Origin of the sequence: Phaeocystidibacter luteus (assembly GCF_008933115.1) — a bacterium.
Classification (GTDB): domain Bacteria; phylum Bacteroidota; class Bacteroidia; order Flavobacteriales; family Schleiferiaceae; genus Phaeocystidibacter; species Phaeocystidibacter luteus.
In genome coordinates, this window is record NZ_WBVO01000003.1 from 151,317 (window position 1) to 174,035 (window position 22,719).

Below are 22,719 nucleotides of genomic sequence, written 5' to 3' on the forward strand. Positions count from 1 at the left end.
ACGCGAAAAAGACCGAGTGCCTCGGTAAGAAGCCTCCGGCTAAGACTCGCTTCGCTCGTAAGATTCGCTTTGTGAAAAGGCCGAGTGCCTCGGTAAGAAGCCTCCGGCTAAGGCTCGCTCCGCTCGTAAGTTTCGCTACGCGAAAAAGACCGAGTGCCTCGGTAAGAAGCCGTCGGCTAAGGCTCGCTTCGCTCGTAAGTTTCGCTTTGTGAAAAAGACCGAGTACCTCGGTAAGAAGCCTCCGGCTAAGGCTCGCTAGGCTCGTAAGTTTCGCTACGCGAAAAAGACTGAGTGCCTCGGTAAGAAGCCTTCGGCTAAGACTCGCTAGGCTCGCAAGTTTCGCTACGCGAAAAAGACCGAGTGCCTCGGTAAGAAGCCTCCGGCTAAGGCTCGCTAGGCTCGCAAGTTTCGCTTTGCGAAAAAGACCGAGTGCCTCGGTAAGAAGCCGTCGGCTAAGGCAGTTCGGTTTGAAGCTGGGGCATGCAAAGTAGGCTTGCGTATCGCCGGGAGGCGTTGCGCCTTATCCGCCAAGAGGCGGATCTTAAATCACGACGACAGGAGAGATTTCTTATGCGCAGCATTATCTCTCTCCCAATCCATATCTTTGCCCTTTAACCACATTACTCTATGGGACGCGCGTTCGAATATCGCAAGGCAAGAAAAATGAAACGTTGGGCATCAATGGCCAAAACGTTTACGAGAATTACGAAGGACATCATCATGGCTGTTAAGGAAGGGGGAGATAGCCCTGAAGCTAACTACCGCCTGAAGATGCTCATGCAGAACGCCCGCGATGCGAACATGCCTAAGGACAATGTGGAGCGCGCCATCAAAAAGGCGATGTCCAAGGATCAGCAGGACTATAAAGAGGTTGTGTACGAAGGGTACGCGCCGCACGGAATTGCTGTTCTCATCGAAACGGCCACTGACAACACGACTAGAACCGTTGGTAACGTTCGCTCGTATTTCAACAAGGCCAATGGAAGTCTAGGCACAAGTGGCTCAGTAGAATTCATGTTCGAGCACAAGTGCCACTTTAAGATTGCTGCTGAAGGAATCGATATCGAAGAGTTTGAACTCGAGATGATTGATTACGGCGTTGAGGAGATTTTCGCAGATCATGACGATGAAAAGGAAATGGACATCATCATGCTTTACGGCAACTTCCCTGATTACGGCAATATTGCAAAGGGTCTCGATGAGAAAGGCATCGAAGTGCTTTCTTCTGGTTTTGAGCGTATCCCAATGGACCGCAAAGAGCTTTCGGAAGAAGAGCAAGCGGATGTTGACAAGCTTATTGAGCGCATCGAAGAGGACGATGACGTCCAGGCAGTTTACACAAATATGGCCTAGACCTTACCTAGATTTTCTAGCACTTTCACTAACTTCTTGGTCTCATTAATACCGTAGTAGACCAATGGAAACCAAAGAAGTTATTGTTGACTATACCGATGGGATGTCATTCGACGGCCATGTGGATGAGTATTCTATCACCATGGACGCGAAAGACGATGTTGGAGGTAGAGGACTTGGCCCCACACCAAAGCCCCTTTTGCTCGTTTCGCTTGCGGGTTGCACCGGTATGGACGTAGTGAGCCTGCTCAAAAAGATGCGTCAAGAATACGATTCCTTCCAGATAAAGGTAACCGCTGAGCAAACTGACGAGCATCCAAAGCATTACCACAAAATCCACATCGACTACATCTTCGAGGGATCGAGTCTTGACAAAGACAAGGTTCAAAAGGCTGTAGACCTAAGTCAGGATAAATACTGCGGCGTGAGCTACATGTTGGGCAAGGTGGCGAAGATTACCTACGAGATTACTATTCAGTAATCACCTGGTTCATACGCTGCCACAATTCCTCAGGAAACTTGGTAGGCACCAAGCTCACATCCGGATCTTCGCCCATACGTACCACAACCATGTTCATCGACGGTACCACCATTAGTAACTGACTGTTTTTTCCCATTGCAGCGTACATATCGCTTGGTGCAGAAGGAACGAGGTTTCCACTAAAAGTAAGCTGACTTCCAGGTAGCATGTAGGTTCCTTGACCGTTCAACCAGTAGAGGTATCCATAGCTCGGGTTGAGTACTTGGCTAGTGGTGGTGAAAAGATCATGGTTAGCTTCCGATAAAATCTGGGTACCATTCCAGTTTCCTCGATTGAGATTGAGAATTCCGAACCTCGCCATCGAGCGAGCATTGCTGAAATAAACGTGGTTCGATCCAAGCCAATACCAAGTACCTGACATCCCAATTTTGAGGGATAGCGAATCGCGGAAGTAAGAGGTAAACGTTTCACCCGTAGCACCACCAATCACGTCCTGTAACAGGGTGTACGGCGCATTGTGATATGCCCATCTAGTACCTGCATCCGCTAGATATTCCAAACATGGAGGATCTGTACAATCTGGATCCGCAACACCATCGTTCAATCCAGAAGTCATGGTGAGCTGATTGCGAACCGTAATATTCACTTCTTGTGCGCTCGAGGCGTTTGTCCATCCTGTTCCTATGTAATCACTGGTAGAGGCGTCAAGGTCGAGCGAGCCATCTTGCATCGCAATGCCGCAGACATAAGCGGTAAGGGTTTTTCCAGCCGAAGCCCAATACCAATTTGAACTGCGCTCGAAAGGTTGGCCATTGAGACTTTGACCATTGTAGTGTTCAATGACCATTCGGCCATTTACCAATACTAAGAAGGCCCTCGTATTCGTCGAATCGAGAAAGTCGAGCATGGGTTGTATGGCGCCCGTGTTCCAGCCGAGAACTTCAGGATCAATGGTTTCCCAATCGCCCGACCAATTTGCAGGGAAGTACATGGAAGGCTCTGACGGTTCCGGTGGGGAAGGTGGAGGTTCTTTTTCACAAGAAACAAACAAGATGACCGCTAAAATGCTCCAGTACTTCATGCCTATACTAGTTTGCAATATCTACGTTCGAAGCCGATGAAAAGTTGCTAGCACCATGATTCGGGAAGCTCAAGGAGAACCGAGTTTCTACGTCTGGGGTAGAGGTCACCGTAATCGTTCCTTGATGAATTTTCATGATGTTCTTACTCAAACTCAACCCAATTCCAGTTCCATCGCGTTTCGTGCTATAAAAGGGTATGAAGATTCTTTGAAGCTTGTCTTTGTCAATACCCGACCCATTGTCCGAAACATTCAAGGCAATTCTCTTTTCAGAAACATCAGCATGCACTCGGATAGTCGGATTATCAACATCTCTCAGCGCCGCAAAGCTGTTCGTCATCAAATTGATAAGCACCTGTTCTATCAGCTTTCTATCGCATCGGATGGCCAAGTTTCTATTGCTACACTGCATGTCGAAGGCAATTTCACGCTTTTCCAATTCTCCTTTCAACAAGGCTTGAAGGTCCTCAAACATGTCGCATACCTTCACCAATTCAAATGACGGTGCCGGTATCTTCGTCAGCTTGCGGTAATCATTTACAAACTCCAACATCCCAACGCTACGTCGGTGTATGGTGTTTAGCGCCAACAGGATGTCCTCAACTGTTTCATCATCCAAATCTTTGGCTGACTTTTGCTGACCATCATCGTCTTTTAATAAACTACGCATGGTTTCGGTCAGGGAGGTCACCGGCGTAATGGAGTTCATTATTTCGTGTGTCAATATTCGGATGAGTTTATGCCAAGCCTCGATTTCCTTTTGCTCAATTTCATCCTTGATGTCTTGGAAGGCGATGATGTAATGAGTCGTGCCTGTAAGTCGAACGGGGTTCACGTCAATCGACAATTCCTTGATGCCGGTAATGTCCTCAAAGGGGACAAGTCGCCTACCGCCATGTTCGAGCTCTTCCACCGCTTGGCAAAATTCCGGGTGGCGGGCTTTGAGTCGATCCCATTGTGCAACTTGTGGACTATTCAATGTAGTCCCGGCCGCTTTGTTGAGAATACCGATGTGCCCTTCTTCGTCAACCGTGATGATACCGACATTGATCTTCTCGAGTATGAGCTTGAAGAGCTGAAACTGACTCTCCTTTTCAATTCGAGCATTTTTAAATTTCTCGATAATCTCGTTGAACGTTACGTTGAGGTCCGTAAAGCTTTTGCCCATTTTTGGGTCAGAAAAACTCACGGAGTAGTCTTCATATTTGACGGCATATAGGAATTTGGTCAGCTCTCGGTTTGTTCTATTTACATAGTGTACGATTTCATACACCTGTATCAATAGGAGAATGAAGAGGCTGATGGAGGTAAACCAGAAGTTTCCATTCGTAATGAGGAAGGCCATCAATACCAAATTGCCCAGCATGATCACAAGCCGGACGATTAGGAATAGATTGAAGCGATTAAATTCCATGCTTTTCGAGTCGTCTGTACAGCGCTGCACGTGTGAGTCCTAAGTCGGAGGCTGCTTTGCTGATATTTCCTTTGTGCTTTCTGATGGCCTTATCAATCAAATAGCGCTCCATATCATCCAAATTGAGCGTGTCGAGTGCCTCGTCATCGGATCCTGCACTTCTAAAATTGACCATATCTGAAGTGAGGTGTGAAGAGTCAGAAAGGATAACCATCCGCTCTATAGCGTGCTCTAGCTCTCGGATATTTCCTGGCCAGTGGTAATCCATCAGGCTGCTCATCACTTCTTTCGACATGCTCAACTCGAGTTTGTTGTACTTCTTTCCATAGCGCTTTAAGAAGTGGTCAACCAGAATTGGGATATCCTCAACGCGTTCACGCAGCGGTGGTATCACAAGTTCTACAGTATTAATACGGTACAAGAGGTCTTGCCTAAATTCACCATTGTCCACATGTTGGTGAATGGGCATATTCGTAGCACAGATGAGGCGGACGTCAAAATTGAACTCCTTTGTATCGCCTAGTCGCTTGAGTTTTCTGTCTTGAAGAACCGTGAGCATCTTCGCTTGTAGATGAAGAGGTAAGTTTCCGATTTCATCTAAAAACAGTGTGCCTGTGTCGGCTAGTTCGAACCTACCCGCTCGATCTTGATGCGCATCGGTAAATGCGCCTTTTTTATGTCCGAAGAGTTCACTCTCGAATAGGTTTTCGTTGAGTGCGCCAAGGTCTACATGTATAAATGCTTCGTTGTTTCGCAATGATGCGCGATGAAGTGCGCGGGCTACGAGTGTTTTACCCGTTCCGTTTTCACCGAGTATAAGCACATTGGCATCCGTGGTCCCTACCTTTTCGATGGTCTTCATCAGATTCAGCATGGCTTCGCTTTCTCCAATGAACTCGCCTAGGTCGCGATCGCGATCCTGCTCCATGCTTTTGCGTGTTTCTTCGAGGCGGGTGACTTTCTTATTTGATTTGCGGAGTTGCAATGCAGAATTAATGGTGGCAAGCAGCTTCTCATTCTTCCACGGTTTGAGTACGAAATCGGTTGCGCCTCGCTTGATCGCGCTCACGGCAAGTTCTACATCGCCATAGGCGGTCATGAGAATTACAAGGGTATCTGGAGAAACTTCTTTGATGTGGTTCAGCCAATAGATTCCCTCCCTTCCATCATTGTCACCTTTCGTGAAATTCATGTCGAGGAGAATGAGGTCTACATCCGATTTGCTCAACACACCGTTGAGTTCGCGTGGATGTTTCTCGGCATCTACTTGAGTGAAATGGTGTTTGAGGAAGAGTCTTGCCGTAGTGAGAACATCGGGATCGTCGTCTACAACGAGAATATGTGCTTTGGTTTTTTGCATGTGAGGTTGGTTTTCGCTCCTGTGAATGTACGGAAACGAACGGCAGAGTGTTCGCTTTCGAACAGTTTTTCAGTTTGGCACGAAAGGTTGAAAAAATTAAAATGTTGAAAAACAGGTATTTACATTTTTGGCACGGTAGCGAAGCCGAAACGGCACATGCATTGTCTAATACCTGGCAACAAAACTAAAACACAGTCGACGAGAGGGTCTCGAAGACAAAAATGAAAAAACTAACTGAAATGAAAACGTTGCGCCACCTTCTTACCGTCGGACTAGTAATGGCAGGATCAATTGCCGGATATGCAGAGGAAGCCCCTCGTCCGATTCGTCAAGTTAACACACTGAAGTCAGTGATGTTGAACAAGATTTCAGAGCTCAGCCTTGAGAGATACAATATTGATGAAGTAGAGCTCCAGGTATCATACACCGTTAATGAGAACGGTCAGGTAACAGTAACCAAAGTAACAGGAGCGAGCTGTTTCGTAAACGAATACGTTCGCATGATGATTGAGAAAGACGAGGTTCCTGTATCAGACGCTCTTGTTAACCAAGAAGTGACCATGAACATCAAGTACGCTCGAGTATAAATCGAGCACCGCTTAGAGAGTCGTGATCACTAATGAGCAAAAATAGATAATTCGAACAGCCCACGAGACTGACTAGTCAGCGTTCTTAAGCCAAGTATAACAGTCAGTTCAAGTAGCAGAACATTAGGGTTTTGACGTCGGTTTCGACGGGCCGTTTCGAGTTACGATCACGATACTAGAGAGCTCCGCCTATCACGGATGCGTCCACCTTCAAGACATCAACGGGTAAATTTTGTGTTAAACGTGCTTCATTCACCCAGCGAGAATCTGAAACTACAAGACGCTCTTCCAACCGATGGTAGCGGAGCTTTTTCTTTAGATTGAGAGTAAGGAGAGTGGGATGAGCTGCGCAGTTCATCCCTCTTTTCAGCAAAGACCCACGCTATTCCTTATTTTCGAACAAATAACTCTAACGCGCATGATTGAGATTGATAAGCTTTCGAAGATTTATCGTTCGAATTCTGTTGAAACCGTAGCCCTTAGTAATGTTTCTCTCACCGTAAAAGAAGGTGAGTTCGTTTCGATTATGGGACCTTCCGGTTGTGGCAAATCGACCCTCCTGAACTTGCTGGGAATGCTCGATACACCAAGTACGGGTTCCTATCAATTTAATGGAATCGACGTTTTCAGTCTCAAAGAAACCGAGCGCGTTGCGCTTCGCAAAGTCAACATCGGTTTTGTCTTCCAAAGCTTTAACCTCATAGATGAGCTCACCGTCGCCGAGAACGTTGAGCTTCCCCTCGTTTATCTCAAACGTCCAAGTGCCGATCGCAAAAAGCGCGTAGCCGAAATCCTCGATAGAATGGGGATGATGCACCGCGCCCAACACTACCCGGGTGAGCTTTCTGGCGGACAACAGCAGCGTGTTTCCGTTGCCCGTGCAGTCATTGCTAATCCAAAGGTGATTCTTGCCGATGAACCTACCGGTAACCTCGACTCCCTTCACGGAAATGAGGTGATGGAGCTCCTCAGCGAATTGAATGCCTCCGGCACCACCATCGTCATGGTAACACACAGTTCCCACGATGCGAGTTACTCCAAGCGTATTGTCCGTTTACTTGACGGCGAAGTAGTTTCAGAAAACAACCTGATGCATGTTTAATACCTCGTGGCGGTTCTTCATTCGGGCTATTCTTCAGCACCGAACCTATACGCTGCTCAATGTTCTTGGGCTTGCGATAGGATTGGCCGTTACTTTATTGGTTGTTCTCTTTCTTCGCTCCGAACTCACGTACGATAAGCACAATCCAGATCACGATAGAATCTACCGACTCACCAGCCTTCTCTATTTGGAGAACAAAGTGGACCATTTCGCGCCAACGAGTGTTGGCTTGGCTCCGCTTCTACAGGAAGAAACAGATGCGATTCAAGATTACGTTCGCATTGGTTCGGCTGGGGAAAATATCCTCCTAAAGTCGGGTAGACAATCCTTTTATGAGGATGGCATTTTCTATTCCGACACCACCTACTTCGATTTATTCCCGGCCGAGTTTATTCTCGGATCAAAAGAAACCGCCTTCGACAAAGAGCGGAGCATGGTTCTCACCAAAAGCCTTGCAACGACCATTTTCGGGGACGAAAACCCCATTGGGAAGACTCTTCGCACGAACAATTCACGATTCACCGTTTCGGCCGTAATCGCCGATTTGCCGGAGAATAGTCACATCAAGTTTAAGGCACTGCTGCCAGCTTTTCCAGAAACGTTCTCTCGCGAAGAGCTCATTCAAAGTCTATGGGTAGCTTCTATGTACACGTATGTGCGACTGAAGCCGGATCGGGATATTCGCGAGGTCAAAGAGGCTTTCAATGTCCTTCACGATAAGTACATGGTAAGCCTAGCCAGGGCAATCAATACAGATTACGACATCAAGCCAGAGGCGCTAGCTGAAATACATTATAACTCCACGGCTGAGTACGACTTGCCGCGAGGTAAGGACGAGTACTTGATGGTGTTCAGCGGAATCGGGCTTCTGATTCTCGCACTTGCCATGATCAATTACATGAACTTGGCAACGGCCAGAGCTTCGGGTAGAGCGAAGGAAATTGGTGTACGAAAGGTTCTGGGAAGCACACGCAGAGACCTCGTTTGGCAATTGCTTATTGAATCGGTCAGCCTTACGCTCATCGCGCTATTCTTAAGCGTGATTTTGGTTGAAATCATCATTCAAGTTCCCTATTTCCAGGATCTCATTCAAAAGGAGCTATCGCTAGACCTTCTAGCTGAACCTTGGCTCATTTACTTCGGTATTCTCACCACATTAATTGTAGGTGTGCTCTCCGGATTGTATCCTGCGCTCTATCTATCGAAGATCCCTGCGGCCTCTGCATTGAAAGGAAGTTTTAAAGCTGGAAGCAAATCCAAACGACTCCGAAAATTCCTAGTGGGAATTCAATTTACCATTAGCGTTTCAGTGGTCGTATTGGCACTCCTCATGACGGGGCAAATGCAGTATATGTCAGACAGATACTTGGGATTCAATAAAGAAGACTTGGTTATTGTTCCGATTCAAGACACGGCATTGCAGAGCGAGATTCCTCAAATGCTGGAAGATTTGAGAGAAAAGCCTCATGTGCTTGCAGCGAGTTATGCTCAGGCCTCGCCTGGCGGACGTGTAGGAAGGATGGTGATGTCTGAAATCACCCAACACGATGAAGAAGCACAGCGAGAAGCAGTAGATTACCTGAAAGTGGGTGACGGCTATTTCGAAACCATGGAAATCGGATTTGTGAAAGGCGGAACTTTTCAGCCAGAAAGGCATATCGACACCATGGAAACCGTCATCGTGAATGAGCGGCTGGTGGAATTCTACGGATGGGACGAGCCGATCGGACAAAGATTGGTTTGGGGTGTTTCTGAAACAGGGAGACCTAGCCAAATGGCCGAGGTTGTTGGGGTTATTCGTGATTATAATATCATGAGTCTGCACAACGAAATAAAGCCAATGGTCATTTTCAACGAAAACGACGGCCATGGCCTGTTACACATTCGAGTAGATTCAGAGCGACTTAAAACCGCCCTAGCAGAAATAGAAGCGGTGTGGAATTCGAATGATGTAGATAGAGATTTTGAGTTTAGTTTCCTCGATAAAACGCTTGCGGAGTTGTACCGCGACGACCGACGTCAGACCCGCTTGATAACCACTTTCACGCTCATTACCATACTGATTTCATCGCTTGGCCTGCTAGGACTGACCTCGTACACGGCCCAGCAACGATACAAGGAAATTGGTGTAAGGAAGGTCTTGGGAGCTACCGTTCAACAAATTGTCAGCTTGTTGTTTAGAGACATTGCTGCTCTCGTTGCTATCGCAGTTGTGATTAGCGTGCCACTGAGCTATTTGGCTTATCACAATTGGGTGAAAAACTTTGCCTTCTTGGCTCCAATGCACTGGTACCTCTTCTTTGTGACGGGCATTTTCGCTGTGATCATATCGTATGCGATTGTGAGTTTGCACTCGCTGAAGGCCGCCAGAACGAATCCGGTTAAGTCGCTGAAATACGAGTAATCATGTGGCAGCATTACTTGAAAATAGCATGGCGTAACCTCACGAGAGATAGGGCATATACCTTCCTGAATATTTCCGTGCTCGTGATTGGGATGGCTTCATTTCTATTGATTGGCTTGTACATCAAGGATGAGATGAGCTATGATCAATACAACGACAACAGCGACCGCATCTACCGTATTTGGACAAACCTAGAGGCGGAAGGTTCGGGTGAGCAGTCGGCTTCAATGAGCTTCCCGGTAGCTAATGCTCTGGAAGAAGCGTACCCTACTTATGTCGATGAAGCCGTGCGTTTCTTCAATATGCAATCGCCCTTTATCACCATGGGGCGGGATAGCCTTCGTTTCAATGAGCCGCATGTATACTTCGTCGATCCGGAAGTGTTTGATGTCTTCACCTATAAATTCATAGAAGGCGATAGAACCGCATTACTTGATACACATGGTGTTGTGCTCACACGAACCATGGCTGTCAAATACTTCGGAACTACGGATGTTCTGGGGGAGGAGATGTATGCTGAAAGCAATATACCAGTCACGGTTACTGGAGTGGTGGAAGATTTGCCTTCTTCTTCGCATATGCCTGTTGACGCACTGATCTCCATGTATCTCATTGATCGAATCTTCAGCGAGGAGCTTACCTCGTCGAATTGGGTTTGGAATCCTTGCTGGACTTATCTCTTGTTGAAAGATGAGAAGTGTGCTGCTGATCTTGAAGCGAAGTTGCCGGAGTTTATCGCCGCGAACTATCCAGAACTCATGCGCAACAGGATGCATGCCTATCTGATGCCTTTGGAGGATATTCACCTCAACTCACATCTTCAATATGAGATTACGGCTAATGGCTATCAGGAGAATGTGCGCCTTTTCAGCATAGTGGGCTTTTTTATATTGATAGTAGCCTGTATCAATTACACAAACTTGGCAACTTCACGAGCAACTAGAATTGCGAAGGAAGTCGGTGTTTCCAAAGTATTAGGAGCAAGCCGAAAGGAGTTGATATTCAGATTCCTCGGGGAGTCAGTGCTCACAAGTACCATTTCGATATTCGCATCACTCGTAGTGGTGGAGGTGTTTTTGCCGCTTTTCAATACGCTCACAGGTAAAGACTTGGTGTCTGCTTCGCTATTCGAACCCTTGAACCTCGTTGCGGTATTGGCTGTAGCCGTTGGCGTAGGCATAGTCGCCGGTTTTTATCCCGCCTGGATGCTTAGCAAGCTGTCGCCGACAGTCATTTTGAGTCGTTCCTCAAAGTCGACGAGCGGTGTTCGCGTTCGCAAAGCCTTGGTACTCGTTCAATTCTGCGTAGCTCTCGGTCTAATCATTGGGACAACCGTAGTTAACCGGCAATTTGACTACCTGCAAAGTCAGGACATTGGCTTCGATCATGAAAAACTTATTATGGTTCCGGTGAAGTGGGATGCCGCGAGAACCTATACTGAAATGCGTGAGCAATTGATCGCGTCTGAAGCCATAGAGAACGTCACCAGAATGAACGATGTGGTCGGCGTGAAGCACAACATGCACGAGTATAATCACACAGGGCTTGAGGAGTCCGATTACATGTATTTCGCTTCGCTCATTACGGATGAACATTTCACCGAAACGGTAGGACTAGAAGTGATTGCAGGTAGAGCTCTTGGTCAGCCTGGGGACGATTCTGCCGCAGTGCTTGTAAACGAAACCTTGGTCAAGCAAATGGGATGGGGAAGTCCAAGCGAGGCGATTGGCAAGCTCTTTCGAACACCTCAAGGCAAGGAAGTGGTCGTGGGTGTAATTAAAGACTTTCACTTCGTTTCACTCTCTCAACAAATTCAGCCTTTCGTACTCGACGTAGTTAAGGGCGCGCCAGAAGTGTTCTTTACCCGTTACTTCTGTATTCGAACGAAAAGAGGAATGGAAGATGAAGCGATTGCCGAACTCAAAAAGGCGTGGTTGAAGTATCATCCAAGTCAACCGCTTGATGAATTCTTCCTTAGCGATGCTATCAACGAAGCGTATAGAAGTCAGAACACCCTTCGTGATTTGATGGCCATCTTTTCAATTGTTGCCGTAGCCATTGCCTGCTTAGGTCTATTCGCCTTGAGCGCCTTCACTGCAGAACAAAAGACGCGTGAATTGAGTATTAGAAGAATTATTGGAGCTTCAAACTCGGAACTATTCAAGGTAGTAGCGATTGATTTTGTCCGAATGGCAGTGGTTGGAGTGTTGATAACCGCGCCAGTAACGTATGCCGTGCTGTACAATTGGTTGCAGGGCTTTGCTTACCATGTGGAATTGGACTGGATGAGCTTTATCTTAGTCTCGCTCTTTGGTGGAGCACTTGCATTGTTGGCCGTTGTTTTTCAGGCTTATAAAGCAACTCGACTTGATCCGATTGCGGCACTTCGTTATGAATGACGAACTTGTGGCTCCCAAATTCGAAATTGTATGAGAAAACACCTCCTCACACTCACCCTACTTCTTCCCTTATTTTCATTGGCTCAGCAGCGAGCTCTTACACATGATGATTACGACGGTTGGAAGGCCATCACCAATTATACATATACTCACTTCGGCGACCATATTGCGGTGGAAACCTCACCCCAACGCGGCGATAGCCATGTTGAGCTTTTCAGAGTAAGAGGTGGACGTGTAGTGGCGACCTTAGAAAGAGCGAGTAGCCCTTCTTTTACTGCTGATGGGAAATGGCTCTTTGTAAACGTGAGCCCGCCTTACGCGGAGGTACGCGCGCTCAAACTAAAGGATACGAAGAAGGAGGATATGCCAAAGGATCATCTTGTTCGTGTGAATGTGCGCAATGGTGAAATGGATACCCTATTCAATGTGGCATCATTCAAGGTTCATTCAAACCACGGTGCAGTAATCGCTATTACGCTGGAGGATGAGCCTGAAGTTGAAGAAGAAGAGGAGGCAGATTCTACCGAAGTAGAGGTTGAAACCGACTTCATTGTAGATGGAGACGACGAACACGGTTCTGGGTATTTCTCCAAAACGGCAAAGCGCCTTGTGGTATGGAATCTTGAAACAAATAAGAGAGATACCATTGATAGAGTAACCACTTTTAAGTGGGCGGAAGATGTTGACATTATTGCGGGGGTTCGCTCGGCAGGAGACTCAACACAGCCTTCCGAATTCTTCACAGCAAATGCGGCAACGGTAGGTAATTCACAAGGCTGGATGTCTGTGATTGACACCGCCTTTGAGGACATTTCGCAATTCACATTAAATTCTACCGGAAGTAAGATTGCTTGGTTGCGCACCTCTGATTCTGCAGACGCCGATGTGCGATATTATGAATTGAGAACCAGCGACGGTGCGAAAATGGGAGCGACCATCATTGCGACTGACGATACCCAGATGCCGGGAGGATGGATGCTTTCGCCGCATAGCTCCTTGAACTATTCCAAGGATTCGAAGTCGTTGTATTTAGCAACCATGCCAGTTCCATTCGTGCCTGAAGAAGACACTACGGTTTTGGATGAAGAAAGAGTGAAGCTCGACATCTGGTCGTGGAACGATGAGGAGATTCAACCCATGCAGAAGGTAAATGCGGATTCTGATAAAAAGCAATCGTATACTGCCCGACTCAACCTCGCAAACTCGAAGTTATTCCAACTCGAAACCGAGGAATTAGAGAATGTATCTGTAGATGCAGATGAAACCGTAATGTATGCGGTCGGATATCAAGTACCTCATGCCGAACGTGCGTCGTTAAGCTGGAATTATCCTACTCGTAGAGATTTCTATTTGGTGAATGTAATGACAGGAGGTCGTGAGCTCGTAGCGCGCGGTGTGCGCTCTTGGCCGAGCTTGAGCCCAGACGAAAAATATGTCTATTGGTGGGACGGTTCTGCTAAAAATTGGATGGCCTACCGCGTGGCGGATGGTCAGGAGATAATCCTAAACGCCAACATTCCTACTCCAATGTGGAATGAAGACCATGATACTCCAAACGACCCAGGGTCTTACGGCATGGCCGGCTGGATGGAAGACGATGAGGCGGTTGTTTTGTATGATCGTTTCGATATGTGGAAGGTCATGCCTGGTGGCGATGCCGTAAATCTTACCAAGGGCATTGGTCGACAAAACGAAACGTCAATTCGCTATCAACGCCTAGATCGTGAGAACAGGTTTTTGTCGACCGGAGATTGGATCGTTTCGACATTTGACGACCGCGATAAGTCTACTTCCTACACTGAGTTCCGCTGGAAAGAAGGCAAGTTCGAAGAGTTAGTTGGTGGCGACTACCGACTGAGTTCACTACAGAAAGCAGACTCTGCCGATATCTACTTTTACCGAAAGGAGACAATCTCACAGTATCCAGAAATTTACGCGGTAAGGGGAGACGATTTAGCCGATGCTAAGAAACTGACTAGCACCAACCCACAGCAGAGTGAATACCGCTGGGGAACAAGCGAGTTGGTAAAATGGACTTCCCCTCGTGGTATTGAGTTAGAAGGATTACTTCTGAAGCCAGAAGATTTCAATCCAAATAAGAAGTATCCTGTTCTTGTGTACTTCTACGAAACCTACAGCGACTTACTGCACAACTACTGGAATCCGCGTCCGTCGGCCAGCACAATTAACTTCCCGTATTTCCTCAGTAACGAGTATGTGATTTTCATTCCAGATATCGTGTATCAGGAAGGATATCCTGGTCGAAGTGCTGAGGAATGCATTATTAGTGGAGCTGAGATGATTGCTGAATTCCCTTGGGCCGACGCTTCCAAGATGGCCATTCAAGGTCAGTCTTGGGGTGGCTATCAAGTTGCGCATCTGGTTACACGCACAGATATGTTTGCTTGTGCCATGGCAGGCGCTCCTGTAAGTAACATGACTTCCGCGTATGGAGGCATTCGTTGGGGGTCTGGTATGAGCCGAGAGTTTCAATATGAAAGAACACAGAGTAGAATTGGCGGGACGCTTTGGGAAAGAAAGGATCTTTACCTCGAGAATTCTCCTGTCTTCTATGCGGATCAGGTGAGCACTCCACTACTTATCATGCACAACGATGGCGATGGAGCGGTGCCGTGGTATCAAGGTATCGAGTACTTCATGGCGCTTCGCAGACTACAAAAACCAGTATGGATGCTCGTGTACAACGGGGAGGAACACAACCTCATGCAGCGCCATAATCGTATGGATTTGAGTGTGAGAATGGGACAGTTCTTCGACCACTATTTGAAAGGCGAAGCTGCGCCAGAATGGATGGTGAAGGGAAGACCATATTTAGAGAAAGAATACAACGAGGCTACAGAATTAATCACAGAATAAATCGCAATAAAAACATGAAACGCAACTTGATTTCAGGAGTCCTGATGTTGGCTTCCACCCTTTCATTCGCGAGTTACGACCCCGTGCAAGAGTCGGGAAAGTACCGAGTGCAAGTAGATATTGTAGACCTAACGGATGATGAGGTTTCCGTAACCGTAGTGCCGCCTGTTATGAACGCGGATACTGTGGTTTACGCACTTCCCAAAATTATTCCAGGTACATATGACATCTCGGATTTTGGTCAGTTTGTTCGAAACCTCAAGGCGTTTGACAGCATGGGAACTGAGCTGAAAGTAGAGCGCCTAGACGATAACCGTTGGGCGATTTACGAGGGCAAGGAACTCTATAAGATTACTTACTCGGCGGTAGATACGGAAGAGGAAAGAGGCGCAGGCATCTTCCTTCCGGGAGGTACTGCGATTAAGGAGGATGCAATTATGCTGAATGCCTTCGGCTTTATCGGCTTTATGGTAGATCATGATAAGATGCCTTATGAACTAGTGGTTGTAAAGGGCAATGATTTGAAGCCGACCACTACCTTGGATATTGTTGAAGAAGGTGGAGACATGGACCGCTTTTACGCGAAGGACTATTTCGAATTGCACGATTGCCCGATTCTTTACTCGGTTATGCCGAATGCAAGTGTAATGGTGGCAGGCGCTGAAGTAACGGTAGGTGTTTACTCGCCAACTGGAAACTTTGTTGCAAAAGATATTCTTGAGGAGATTAAGCCAGTATTCGAGGCAACTGCTGCATACCTTGGTGGAGATCTTCCAACCGATCGCTATGCCGTCCTACTTTGGGGAAGAACGCGAACCGACTTCATGCAAGATGGAGCAGCAGGTGCTCTTGAGCATTTTACCAGTACAACCATGGTAATGCCAGATTTTCCAGGTCTGGAAGAAGATATTCGTCACATTACGGCTCACGAATTCTTCCACATTATCACACCGCTTAACATTCACAGTGAGCACATACACAGTTACGACTTTTTGAACCCGCAAATGAGTGCACATCTCTGGTTTTATGAAGGTGTAACCGAGTACAACAGCTTGATTGCGCAGGTTCGCGGTGATGTAATGACTGAAGAGGACTTCTTGGATCAAATGCTAGATAAGATGACTTCGGCGGACGGCTTCAATGAGCATATTCCGATGACCATAAGAAGTCAGCATGCTTTGGGGATTTTCGCAGACCAGTATTTAGATGTCTACTCAAAAGGAGCCCTCATTGGTATGGCTCTAGACATGCACATTCGCAAAGAAACGAATGGCGCTCAAGGTTTGGTCGATCTTCAAATCAAACTTAAAAACATGTATGGTCCGGATACATTCTTTGTAGACGATAAGTTCTTTGATATCATCATTGAGCACTCGCCAGAAGGAACGGAGAACTTCTTGTACGAGTACATTGCAGGTACAACACCACTTCCATTCGAGGAAATGTTTGATGCAATGGGATATAACTATACGGAGAGCGAAAAGACCTACAGCGTAGCCGATCCAGACTGGAATGTTACCTACATCTCTAGTAGAAGCAAATACTATATCGTGAGCAACTTCAACAACGAAGATGCATTTACAGCTGGCTTTGGATTCCAGAAAGGGGATAAGATTAAAGAGTGGAACGGTGAGCGAGTAAAGGGCGGAGAACTAAACGAAGTTCTCGCTGAATGGCGTGAAACTGCCGCTCCGGGTTCTACCGTTGAGGTTGAGGTGATTCGCACGGATGCCGATGGAGATGAAGAAGAGGTGATCTTAACGAGTACGGCCAGCGTGACGTACACCGAGGAACGCCACATTTTGGAAGAGAAGGCGAACCCAACTTCAGAAGAGTTAGCTTTGCGAAAGGCTTGGTTGAAACAGTAATATATCGCTCAGAAATATGAGAAAAGTAGTTTTAAGTGCATTGGGAGTTGCGGCAATCGCCGTGGCATGCACGCCAAAAGGTGAAAGTGAAGTAGATCCGAATACTGGATTTGAACTTTCTTCCCTGGATAGTTCGTACGCACCATGCGACGACTTCTTTCACTTCTCTGCACAGGGGTGGATTGATCAGAATCCAATTCCGAATACGGAATCGTCTTGGGGTAAATTCAACATCCTGGCACGAGAGAACCAAACTCGCGTTCGAGGAATTTTTGAAGACCTACTAGCGGCTGAAACATCTGCAGAAAAGGGGTCTGATGCTCAACTTGTTGGTGACCTTTACCGCTCAGGAATGGATTCACTTCGTATTGAAGAGCTGAAATTCCAACCCTTGGAAGGAATGATGGCACATATCGATGAGGCCACGTCTGTAGAAGATTGGTTCCGCCGAGCTTCTGAACTTCAGATGTCTGGAATCGGAATGCCAATTAGCAGTTATGTGAGCTCCGACGATAAGAATGCAAGCATGAACGTGTTGCATATTGGTCAGAGCGGATTGGGTCTGCCAGATCGCAGCTACTACTTCAAGGAAGATTCGCTATCCCTTTATATTCAGTCAGAATACCGCAATTTCATCACCAAGATGTTTGTGATGAGTGGTATGGATGGAGCTGAAGCTGAGAAGAGTGCAATGGACATTTACATGTTTGAAAAGCAGCTTGCGGGCAACATGCTAACACGTGAGCAGCGTCGAATTCCTGAGCTCCGCTACAATAAGATGATGTATTCGGAATTGAAGTCAATCGCACCGGGAATTCCTTTGGACGCTTACTTCAAGGCAAAGAATATCGAACCAAAGAACGTGATTGTTACCTCTTTAGATTACATCAAATGGATGGGGCAAGCAGCGCAAAGTTGGGACTTGAACACCTTGAAAGTGTATTCGAAGTGGAACATCATTAATGGATGGGCTGGAGAATTGCACCACGATGCGGTTCAGGCCAACTTCGATTTTTACAGTGCAACCTTGCGCGGTAATAAGGAATTGCAACCACGCTGGAGAAGAGTTCAAGGCGCAATGGGTGGTCTCGACGAGCAAATCGGTCACCTTTACGTTGAGGAGTACTTCCCTGCGGAATACAAAGAGCGCATTGAGGGTATGGTTGAGGATTTGCGCTCGGCGTTCCGTGTGCGCATCAACAACCTCGAATGGATGAGTCCTGCCACGAAGGAAAAGGCCCTGGAGAAATTGGAAAGCTTCACGTATAAAATTGGTTACCCAGATAAGTGGGCCGATTGGAGCGATCTTGATATCAATGCGGAAGACTACGTAACCAATCTTGCTAACCTCAGCGCATACATCACGGCGGATAACTTCGCTAAGATGGATCAGCCTGTAGATAAGAGCGAGTGGTTTATGGGTGCACACATCGTGAATGCATACTACAATCCGAACTTTAACGAAGTGGTATTCCCTGCCGGAATCCTTCAACCTCCGTTCTTTATGCCAGAGGCTGATGACGCAATCAATTACGGCGCAATTGGCGGTGTGATTGGTCACGAATTCACCCACGGATTTGACGATCAAGGTGCGAAGTACGATAAAGATGGCAACCTCGAGAGCTGGTGGACATCTGAAGATAGTGCTCGTTTCCACGACTTGACGCACAAGGTGGTGGAGTTGTACGATAGCTACGAAGCCCTTCCGAACGAGTACGTGAATGGTCAGATGACTTTGGGTGAGAACATTGCAGACCTCGGAGGATTGACCTTGGCTTACCATGCTTACTTGAAGCATATGGAAGGTAAAGAAGCGCCGGCGCCAATTGGCGGATTTACGGACAAGCAACGTGTATTCCTTGGCTGGGCTCAGGTTTGGCAAGTGCACTACACAGAGGAGGCATTGCGTTTCCGCCTGAATAACGACTATCACTCACCGGGTGAATTCCGTGTGATTGGCCCAATGAGTAACATGCCAGAATTCTGGGATGCGTTTAGCTGTGACCCTGGGTCGCCAATGCATCTGCCAGATTCATCGCATGTTGTGATTTGGTAATACATGAACCCCGGCGAAAACGTCGGGGTTTTTCTTTTGTTGATATTGCCAAAGTGACGAACGTCACTAAACGTGCGAAGCGAATCACATTATCTTTGTGGCTCGTTTAACACGACATTTAGAGAACACAGTAGAAACAAGTAAAACCGTTTGATATGAACGAAATCATCAATAACCCGAACGCAACGATTGTTGACGTTCGCACTCCGGGAGAATTTGCCTCAGGCAACGTGCAAGGTTCAGTTAACATTCCATTGAATGAGGTTCCTGAGAGAATTGAAGAATTCAAACAGATGAGCAAGCCACTCGTACTATGTTGTCTTTCTGGCGGACGTTCAGGGCAAGCCGTTCAGTTCCTAAAAGCGCAAGGCGTAGAAGACATTTACAACGGAGGCGGCTGGTCACAAGTTGCTGTTCACAAGCTCTAATCTATGGGATTGCTAGGTAAACTTTTCAATCGTTCAAGTCCAGATTACAACCAGTGGTTGTCGGAGGGCGGCGTCATTGTAGACGTCAGGACGCGTCCGGAATATAAGTCTGGGCACATCAAAGGAAGCAAGAACATTCCTTTAGATGAAATCAGCCGAAGCATGCATAAGCTTGACAAGCACAAGCCTGTAATTGTATGCTGCCGAAGTGGAATGAGGAGCGGACAAGCTTTGGGCATTCTTCGTCAGGCTGGCTTCGAAAGAGTTCACAACGGAGGCGGTTGGATGAATCTTCAGCGCAAGTTGGGGTAATTCAAAACTCATTAACTTTATAACTATGAAAGCAACATTTTTCGCGATGTTGGTAGCGTCACTGGGCCTTGCGGCATGTGGGCAGACCAAATCAGAGAACACAGCAGCACAATCTGAAATTCAAACTGAGCAAGAGGCTACGGAAGTAATTCATGTAGGTCCGGTTGAGTTTGAACAGCTGATGGCTGATGAGCCGGGACTACTCATTGACGTTCGTACGCCAGGAGAATACGCTGGAGGTCACCTTGAAGGATCGCAACTCATTGATTACAATGGGGAGAGTTTCCGATCTAAGATTGATGCACTCGACAAAGATCAAACTGTATATGTGTATTGCCGCTCGGGTGGTCGCAGTGGTAGATCTGCGAATATGATGCGTGACATGGGATTCACCAAGGTAGTTGACTTGTCAGGAGGTATCATGGCTTGGCAAGATGCCGGCAAATCGGTGACTACAGAATAAGGATGACAAGATTTCTGAAGAATAGATTTTTCTGGTGGGGCGTTGGTATCATTACTGGCGCCCTTGCTGGTTATGCGTATTACTACTTCTACGGTTGCACGAGTGGCTCGTGTGCCATTACATCAAACCCTTGGCGCAGCTCAGGATATGGTGCGATGATGGGCGTGCTTTTGTTTGACGGCTTACACAGAAAAGGCAGCTGGGGCAGGGAGGAGTAGAATGTAGGAATGTACTTTAGGATTATTCGAGGTAGACAGTCTTACTTTAAAGGTTCGTCGGTTCTAGCTTAATCTAAACGATTCCTCATGAAAAACACCTACCTAAAATCAGTATTGGTCGCATTAGGCATCCTGATGTCTGCATCGAGTCTAATGGCACAAATCTATTCTGAGTCAGAGATCCAAGATATCTACATGTCTTTTTTGGAAGATGAGGAGATTGAAGGATTCGTAGACAGTGATGGTGACGTTCAGTTCGAGTATCATGGCAGAAAGTACTATATTGAAGTAGATGAAGACAACCCTAACTATCTTTCGATAGTGCTTTGGGATTTTTGGCCGATTGAATCGACCTCAGAAGCTGTGCAAATAGCCATTGCTTGTGATGTTGTGAATAGAGAAACGAAGGTTGTGAAGGCCTTTTCTGAAAATGACAATGTTGTGCTCGCTTGTGAGCTTTTTGTTGAGAGTCCAAGAGACATGGCATCAGTATTCTCCTTGTGTATTGCCTCGATTGAGGCTGCGGTTGATATCTTTGTAGATGAAATGTAACCCCCTATGAAATCACTTTGGATTGCCTCAGTATCACTTGCCTTATTCGTGAGCTCTTGTCAGTGTTCTGACGACCAATCTGGAACCGCACCTTTTATACCGGTGGAGCAAGCAGCGTCTGAAGGGGCATTGATTGCGGATGCGAGTCAAGGTGCGCTGGCTTCAGCATTGATGAAGCAAATCAACAAAGACGGTTTTGAGGGAGCGGTAACATTTTGTCATGAAAATGCATTGCCGCTTACGGATAGTCTTGAGCTGATATACAACGCGGACATTCGCAGGACATCTTTCCGTTTTAGGAATGCAGGGAATGAGCCGGACTCCTTAGATGTGGTTGTTCTTTCAGAATTTGAGCGCATCCATGAACTGGATTCCGTTCCTCAGCCTAAGGTTGTAGAAACTACGAGTGGAACCTTGAGATATTACAGTCCAATATTCGTCGCTCCCGTATGTTTGAACTGTCATGGTATGCCTGGCGAAGACTTGACTGCTGATTTACATGCGCTCATACTTGAGGAATATCCTCAGGATGAGGCGGTGGGTTTTGAAGTCGGCGATGTGCGAGGTTCATGGGTTATTGAATTCGCGGAAGCGTTTAACTCGAATAGATGAGCAAATTTGGAGAGCTTGTCCGCGAGGGCAATGTGTTGGTCGACTTTCATGCGACGTGGTGCCAGCCATGTAAAATACTAGGGCCGATCCTTCAAGAACTCGCTAGAGAGTGGGAGGGGAAGGTTCGAATCATCAAAATAGATATTGATAAGAATCCCGCGATAGCTCAGAAGCTAGCTGTTCAAGGCGTTCCAACAATGATCTTTTATAGCAATGGTGAGCAGAAGTGGCGCAGGTCAGGAGCTTTGCCGAAGCATGTTATAAAAGGAGAATTGGAGGGGTTTTTAGACTGTTAGACTTTTAGACCGTTAGACCTTTAGAGGGTTAGAGGGTTAGAGGGTCGGAGGGTTGGACTGGTAGGCTTCTGTTCCGACTGAAAGGAGGAATCCCGAGAGGCGCAGCCGATTCGGGAGACTGATAGAAACTTTGAGGGTTGGAGGGTTGGAGGGTTAGACTGGTAGGCTTACGTTCCGACTGAAAGGAGGAATCCCGAGAGGCGCAGCCGATTCGGGAGACTTATAGACAGTCAGACTTATAGACAGGTTAAACTATATTCAGACTGAAAAGAGACGTTCTGAGATGCATAGCCGACTCGGGCGTCATTTAAATTGATATTTCTACCAGCAGGTGGAGTTCTGGGAGGGGTGATCACGCTAGTAGACGGCTAGGCTTGCAGCGATAGCTGCCTTGCTGAGGAACGAAGCATTTCCGCCGGAAGGCGGACTTGCCGAAGAATGAGGCTATTCCTCCTCCAGCGCCGGCGGATCAATATCCGTTTCCACTATAAAGGCGCCAGGGAATTCCTTGCGAATCGCTTGCAGCGCTTCTTCTGCTTCGTATAGGGTGCGGTAATTTCCAACTTGTAGTTTGTAATCAGGCGTCTCAAAAATGACCATGCTTAGCATATCTGGAAAAAGGCGCAGGCACTTCGTGCGCATCTCATTCGCGGTGCTTCGTTGACCATTGAAAATCTGCACGCGATAGCCTTCAATCTTTCTTCTTTCGTTCATGCGAACGTAATTGCTCATCGATCTGAAGAAAGATGGTTCGGCATTTTGCTTGATTTCGCCTTTGGTTTGGGCGGAGACATCATTCGCGAAGGCGAAGATTAGTATGCAGAATGTGAGGCGAATGAACTTCATAAAAGCCGGA

Annotated in this window: 20 protein-coding genes; 16 read left to right on the forward strand and 4 right to left on the reverse strand. The window is 47.0% G+C overall.

Annotated elements, in window-relative coordinates; all coding sequences use genetic code 11:
• Positions 1-627 precede the first annotated feature (627 nt).
• Together F8C67_RS06070 and F8C67_RS06075 are read left to right on the forward strand one after the other, a co-directional pair.
• The gene (locus F8C67_RS06070) at positions 628-1,353 is read left to right on the forward strand and encodes a YebC/PmpR family DNA-binding transcriptional regulator (protein WP_151666926.1); all 726 of its coding nucleotides are present in this window, start codon (positions 628-630) and stop codon (positions 1,351-1,353) included.
• A 64-nt stretch (positions 1,354-1,417) separates the two neighbouring features.
• Complete coding sequence (locus F8C67_RS06075; RefSeq protein ID WP_151666927.1) at positions 1,418-1,834, forward strand: OsmC family protein; 417 nt, start codon at positions 1,418-1,420, stop codon at positions 1,832-1,834.
• On the opposite strand, the gene F8C67_RS06080 is transcribed toward F8C67_RS06075, so the two are convergent.
• The 3 genes from F8C67_RS06080 to F8C67_RS06090 are packed head-to-tail and all read right to left on the reverse strand — an operon-like array spanning position 1,824 to position 5,689.
• Entirely contained in the window at positions 1,824-2,915 is a 1,092-nt protein-coding gene (locus F8C67_RS06080; RefSeq protein WP_223277521.1) for a serine hydrolase domain-containing protein, read from the reverse strand. The two genes, F8C67_RS06075 and F8C67_RS06080, sit on opposite strands and share 11 nt — an antisense overlap.
• 7 nt (positions 2,916-2,922) lie before the next feature.
• Entirely contained in the window at positions 2,923-4,329 is a 1,407-nt protein-coding gene (locus tag F8C67_RS06085; protein ID WP_151666928.1) for a sensor histidine kinase, read from the reverse strand.
• Positions 4,319-5,689: a sigma-54-dependent transcriptional regulator gene (locus tag F8C67_RS06090; RefSeq protein ID WP_151666929.1), complete on the reverse strand. Its 1,371-nt coding sequence runs from the start codon at positions 5,687-5,689 to the stop codon at positions 4,319-4,321. The genes F8C67_RS06085 and F8C67_RS06090 overlap by 11 nt, the downstream gene beginning before the upstream one ends.
• 239 nt (positions 5,690-5,928) lie before the next feature.
• Between F8C67_RS06090 and F8C67_RS06095 the strand changes: the two genes are divergently transcribed.
• The 14 genes from F8C67_RS06095 to trxA all read left to right on the forward strand — a co-directional run bounded on the left by F8C67_RS06095 (position 5,929) and on the right by trxA (position 21,863).
• A complete protein-coding gene (locus F8C67_RS06095; RefSeq protein ID WP_151666930.1) occupies positions 5,929-6,276 on the forward strand; it encodes a hypothetical protein in 348 nt (115 codons plus the stop codon).
• Between the two features lie 418 nt (positions 6,277-6,694).
• Positions 6,695-7,378, forward strand: coding sequence for an ABC transporter ATP-binding protein (locus tag F8C67_RS06100; protein WP_151666931.1), 684 nt, complete (start codon positions 6,695-6,697; stop codon positions 7,376-7,378).
• Positions 7,371-9,782 (forward strand): FtsX-like permease family protein, encoded by a 2,412-nt coding sequence (locus F8C67_RS06105; protein ID WP_151666932.1) that lies wholly within the window; start codon positions 7,371-7,373, stop codon positions 9,780-9,782. Before F8C67_RS06100 ends, F8C67_RS06105 begins: the two co-directional genes overlap by 8 nt.
• Before the next feature lie 2 nt (positions 9,783-9,784).
• The gene (locus F8C67_RS06110; RefSeq protein WP_151666933.1) at positions 9,785-12,181 is read left to right on the forward strand and encodes an FtsX-like permease family protein; all 2,397 of its coding nucleotides are present in this window, start codon (positions 9,785-9,787) and stop codon (positions 12,179-12,181) included.
• Positions 12,182-12,211: 30 nt separating this feature from the next.
• Positions 12,212-15,058: an alpha/beta hydrolase family protein gene (locus F8C67_RS06115; protein WP_151666934.1), complete on the forward strand. Its 2,847-nt coding sequence runs from the start codon at positions 12,212-12,214 to the stop codon at positions 15,056-15,058.
• A gap of 14 nt (positions 15,059-15,072) precedes the next feature.
• Complete coding sequence (locus tag F8C67_RS06120) at positions 15,073-16,926, forward strand: M61 family metallopeptidase (protein WP_170266378.1); 1,854 nt, start codon at positions 15,073-15,075, stop codon at positions 16,924-16,926.
• 16 nt (positions 16,927-16,942) lie between these two features.
• On the forward strand, positions 16,943-18,982 hold the full coding sequence (locus F8C67_RS06125) for a M13 family metallopeptidase (RefSeq protein ID WP_151666936.1): 2,040 nt from the start codon (positions 16,943-16,945) through the stop codon (positions 18,980-18,982).
• 155 nt (positions 18,983-19,137) lie between these two features.
• Entirely contained in the window at positions 19,138-19,410 is a 273-nt protein-coding gene (locus tag F8C67_RS06130; protein WP_151666937.1) for a rhodanese-like domain-containing protein, read from the forward strand.
• A gap of 3 nt (positions 19,411-19,413) precedes the next feature.
• The gene (locus tag F8C67_RS06135; protein ID WP_151666938.1) at positions 19,414-19,722 is read left to right on the forward strand and encodes a rhodanese-like domain-containing protein; all 309 of its coding nucleotides are present in this window, start codon (positions 19,414-19,416) and stop codon (positions 19,720-19,722) included.
• A 25-nt stretch (positions 19,723-19,747) separates the two neighbouring features.
• The gene (locus F8C67_RS06140) at positions 19,748-20,185 is read left to right on the forward strand and encodes a rhodanese-like domain-containing protein (RefSeq protein WP_223277522.1); all 438 of its coding nucleotides are present in this window, start codon (positions 19,748-19,750) and stop codon (positions 20,183-20,185) included.
• 2 nt (positions 20,186-20,187) lie between these two features.
• The gene (locus tag F8C67_RS06145; RefSeq protein WP_151666939.1) at positions 20,188-20,403 is read left to right on the forward strand and encodes a DUF6132 family protein; all 216 of its coding nucleotides are present in this window, start codon (positions 20,188-20,190) and stop codon (positions 20,401-20,403) included.
• An 87-nt stretch (positions 20,404-20,490) separates the two neighbouring features.
• Positions 20,491-20,955, forward strand: a complete 465-nt coding sequence (locus F8C67_RS06150; RefSeq protein WP_151666940.1) for a hypothetical protein — start codon at positions 20,491-20,493, stop codon at positions 20,953-20,955.
• Positions 20,956-20,961: 6 nt separating this feature from the next.
• On the forward strand, positions 20,962-21,567 hold the full coding sequence (locus F8C67_RS06155; RefSeq protein WP_151666941.1) for a Tll0287-like domain-containing protein: 606 nt from the start codon (positions 20,962-20,964) through the stop codon (positions 21,565-21,567).
• Positions 21,564-21,863 (forward strand): thioredoxin, encoded by a 300-nt coding sequence (gene trxA, locus F8C67_RS06160; protein ID WP_151666942.1) that lies wholly within the window; start codon positions 21,564-21,566, stop codon positions 21,861-21,863. The genes F8C67_RS06155 and trxA overlap by 4 nt, the downstream gene beginning before the upstream one ends.
• Positions 21,864-22,307: 444 nt before the next feature.
• Here trxA and F8C67_RS06165 read toward each other — a convergent pair whose 3' ends face one another.
• Positions 22,308-22,709 (reverse strand): SPOR domain-containing protein, encoded by a 402-nt coding sequence (locus F8C67_RS06165; RefSeq protein WP_151666943.1) that lies wholly within the window; start codon positions 22,707-22,709, stop codon positions 22,308-22,310.
• Positions 22,710-22,719 lie beyond the last annotated feature (10 nt).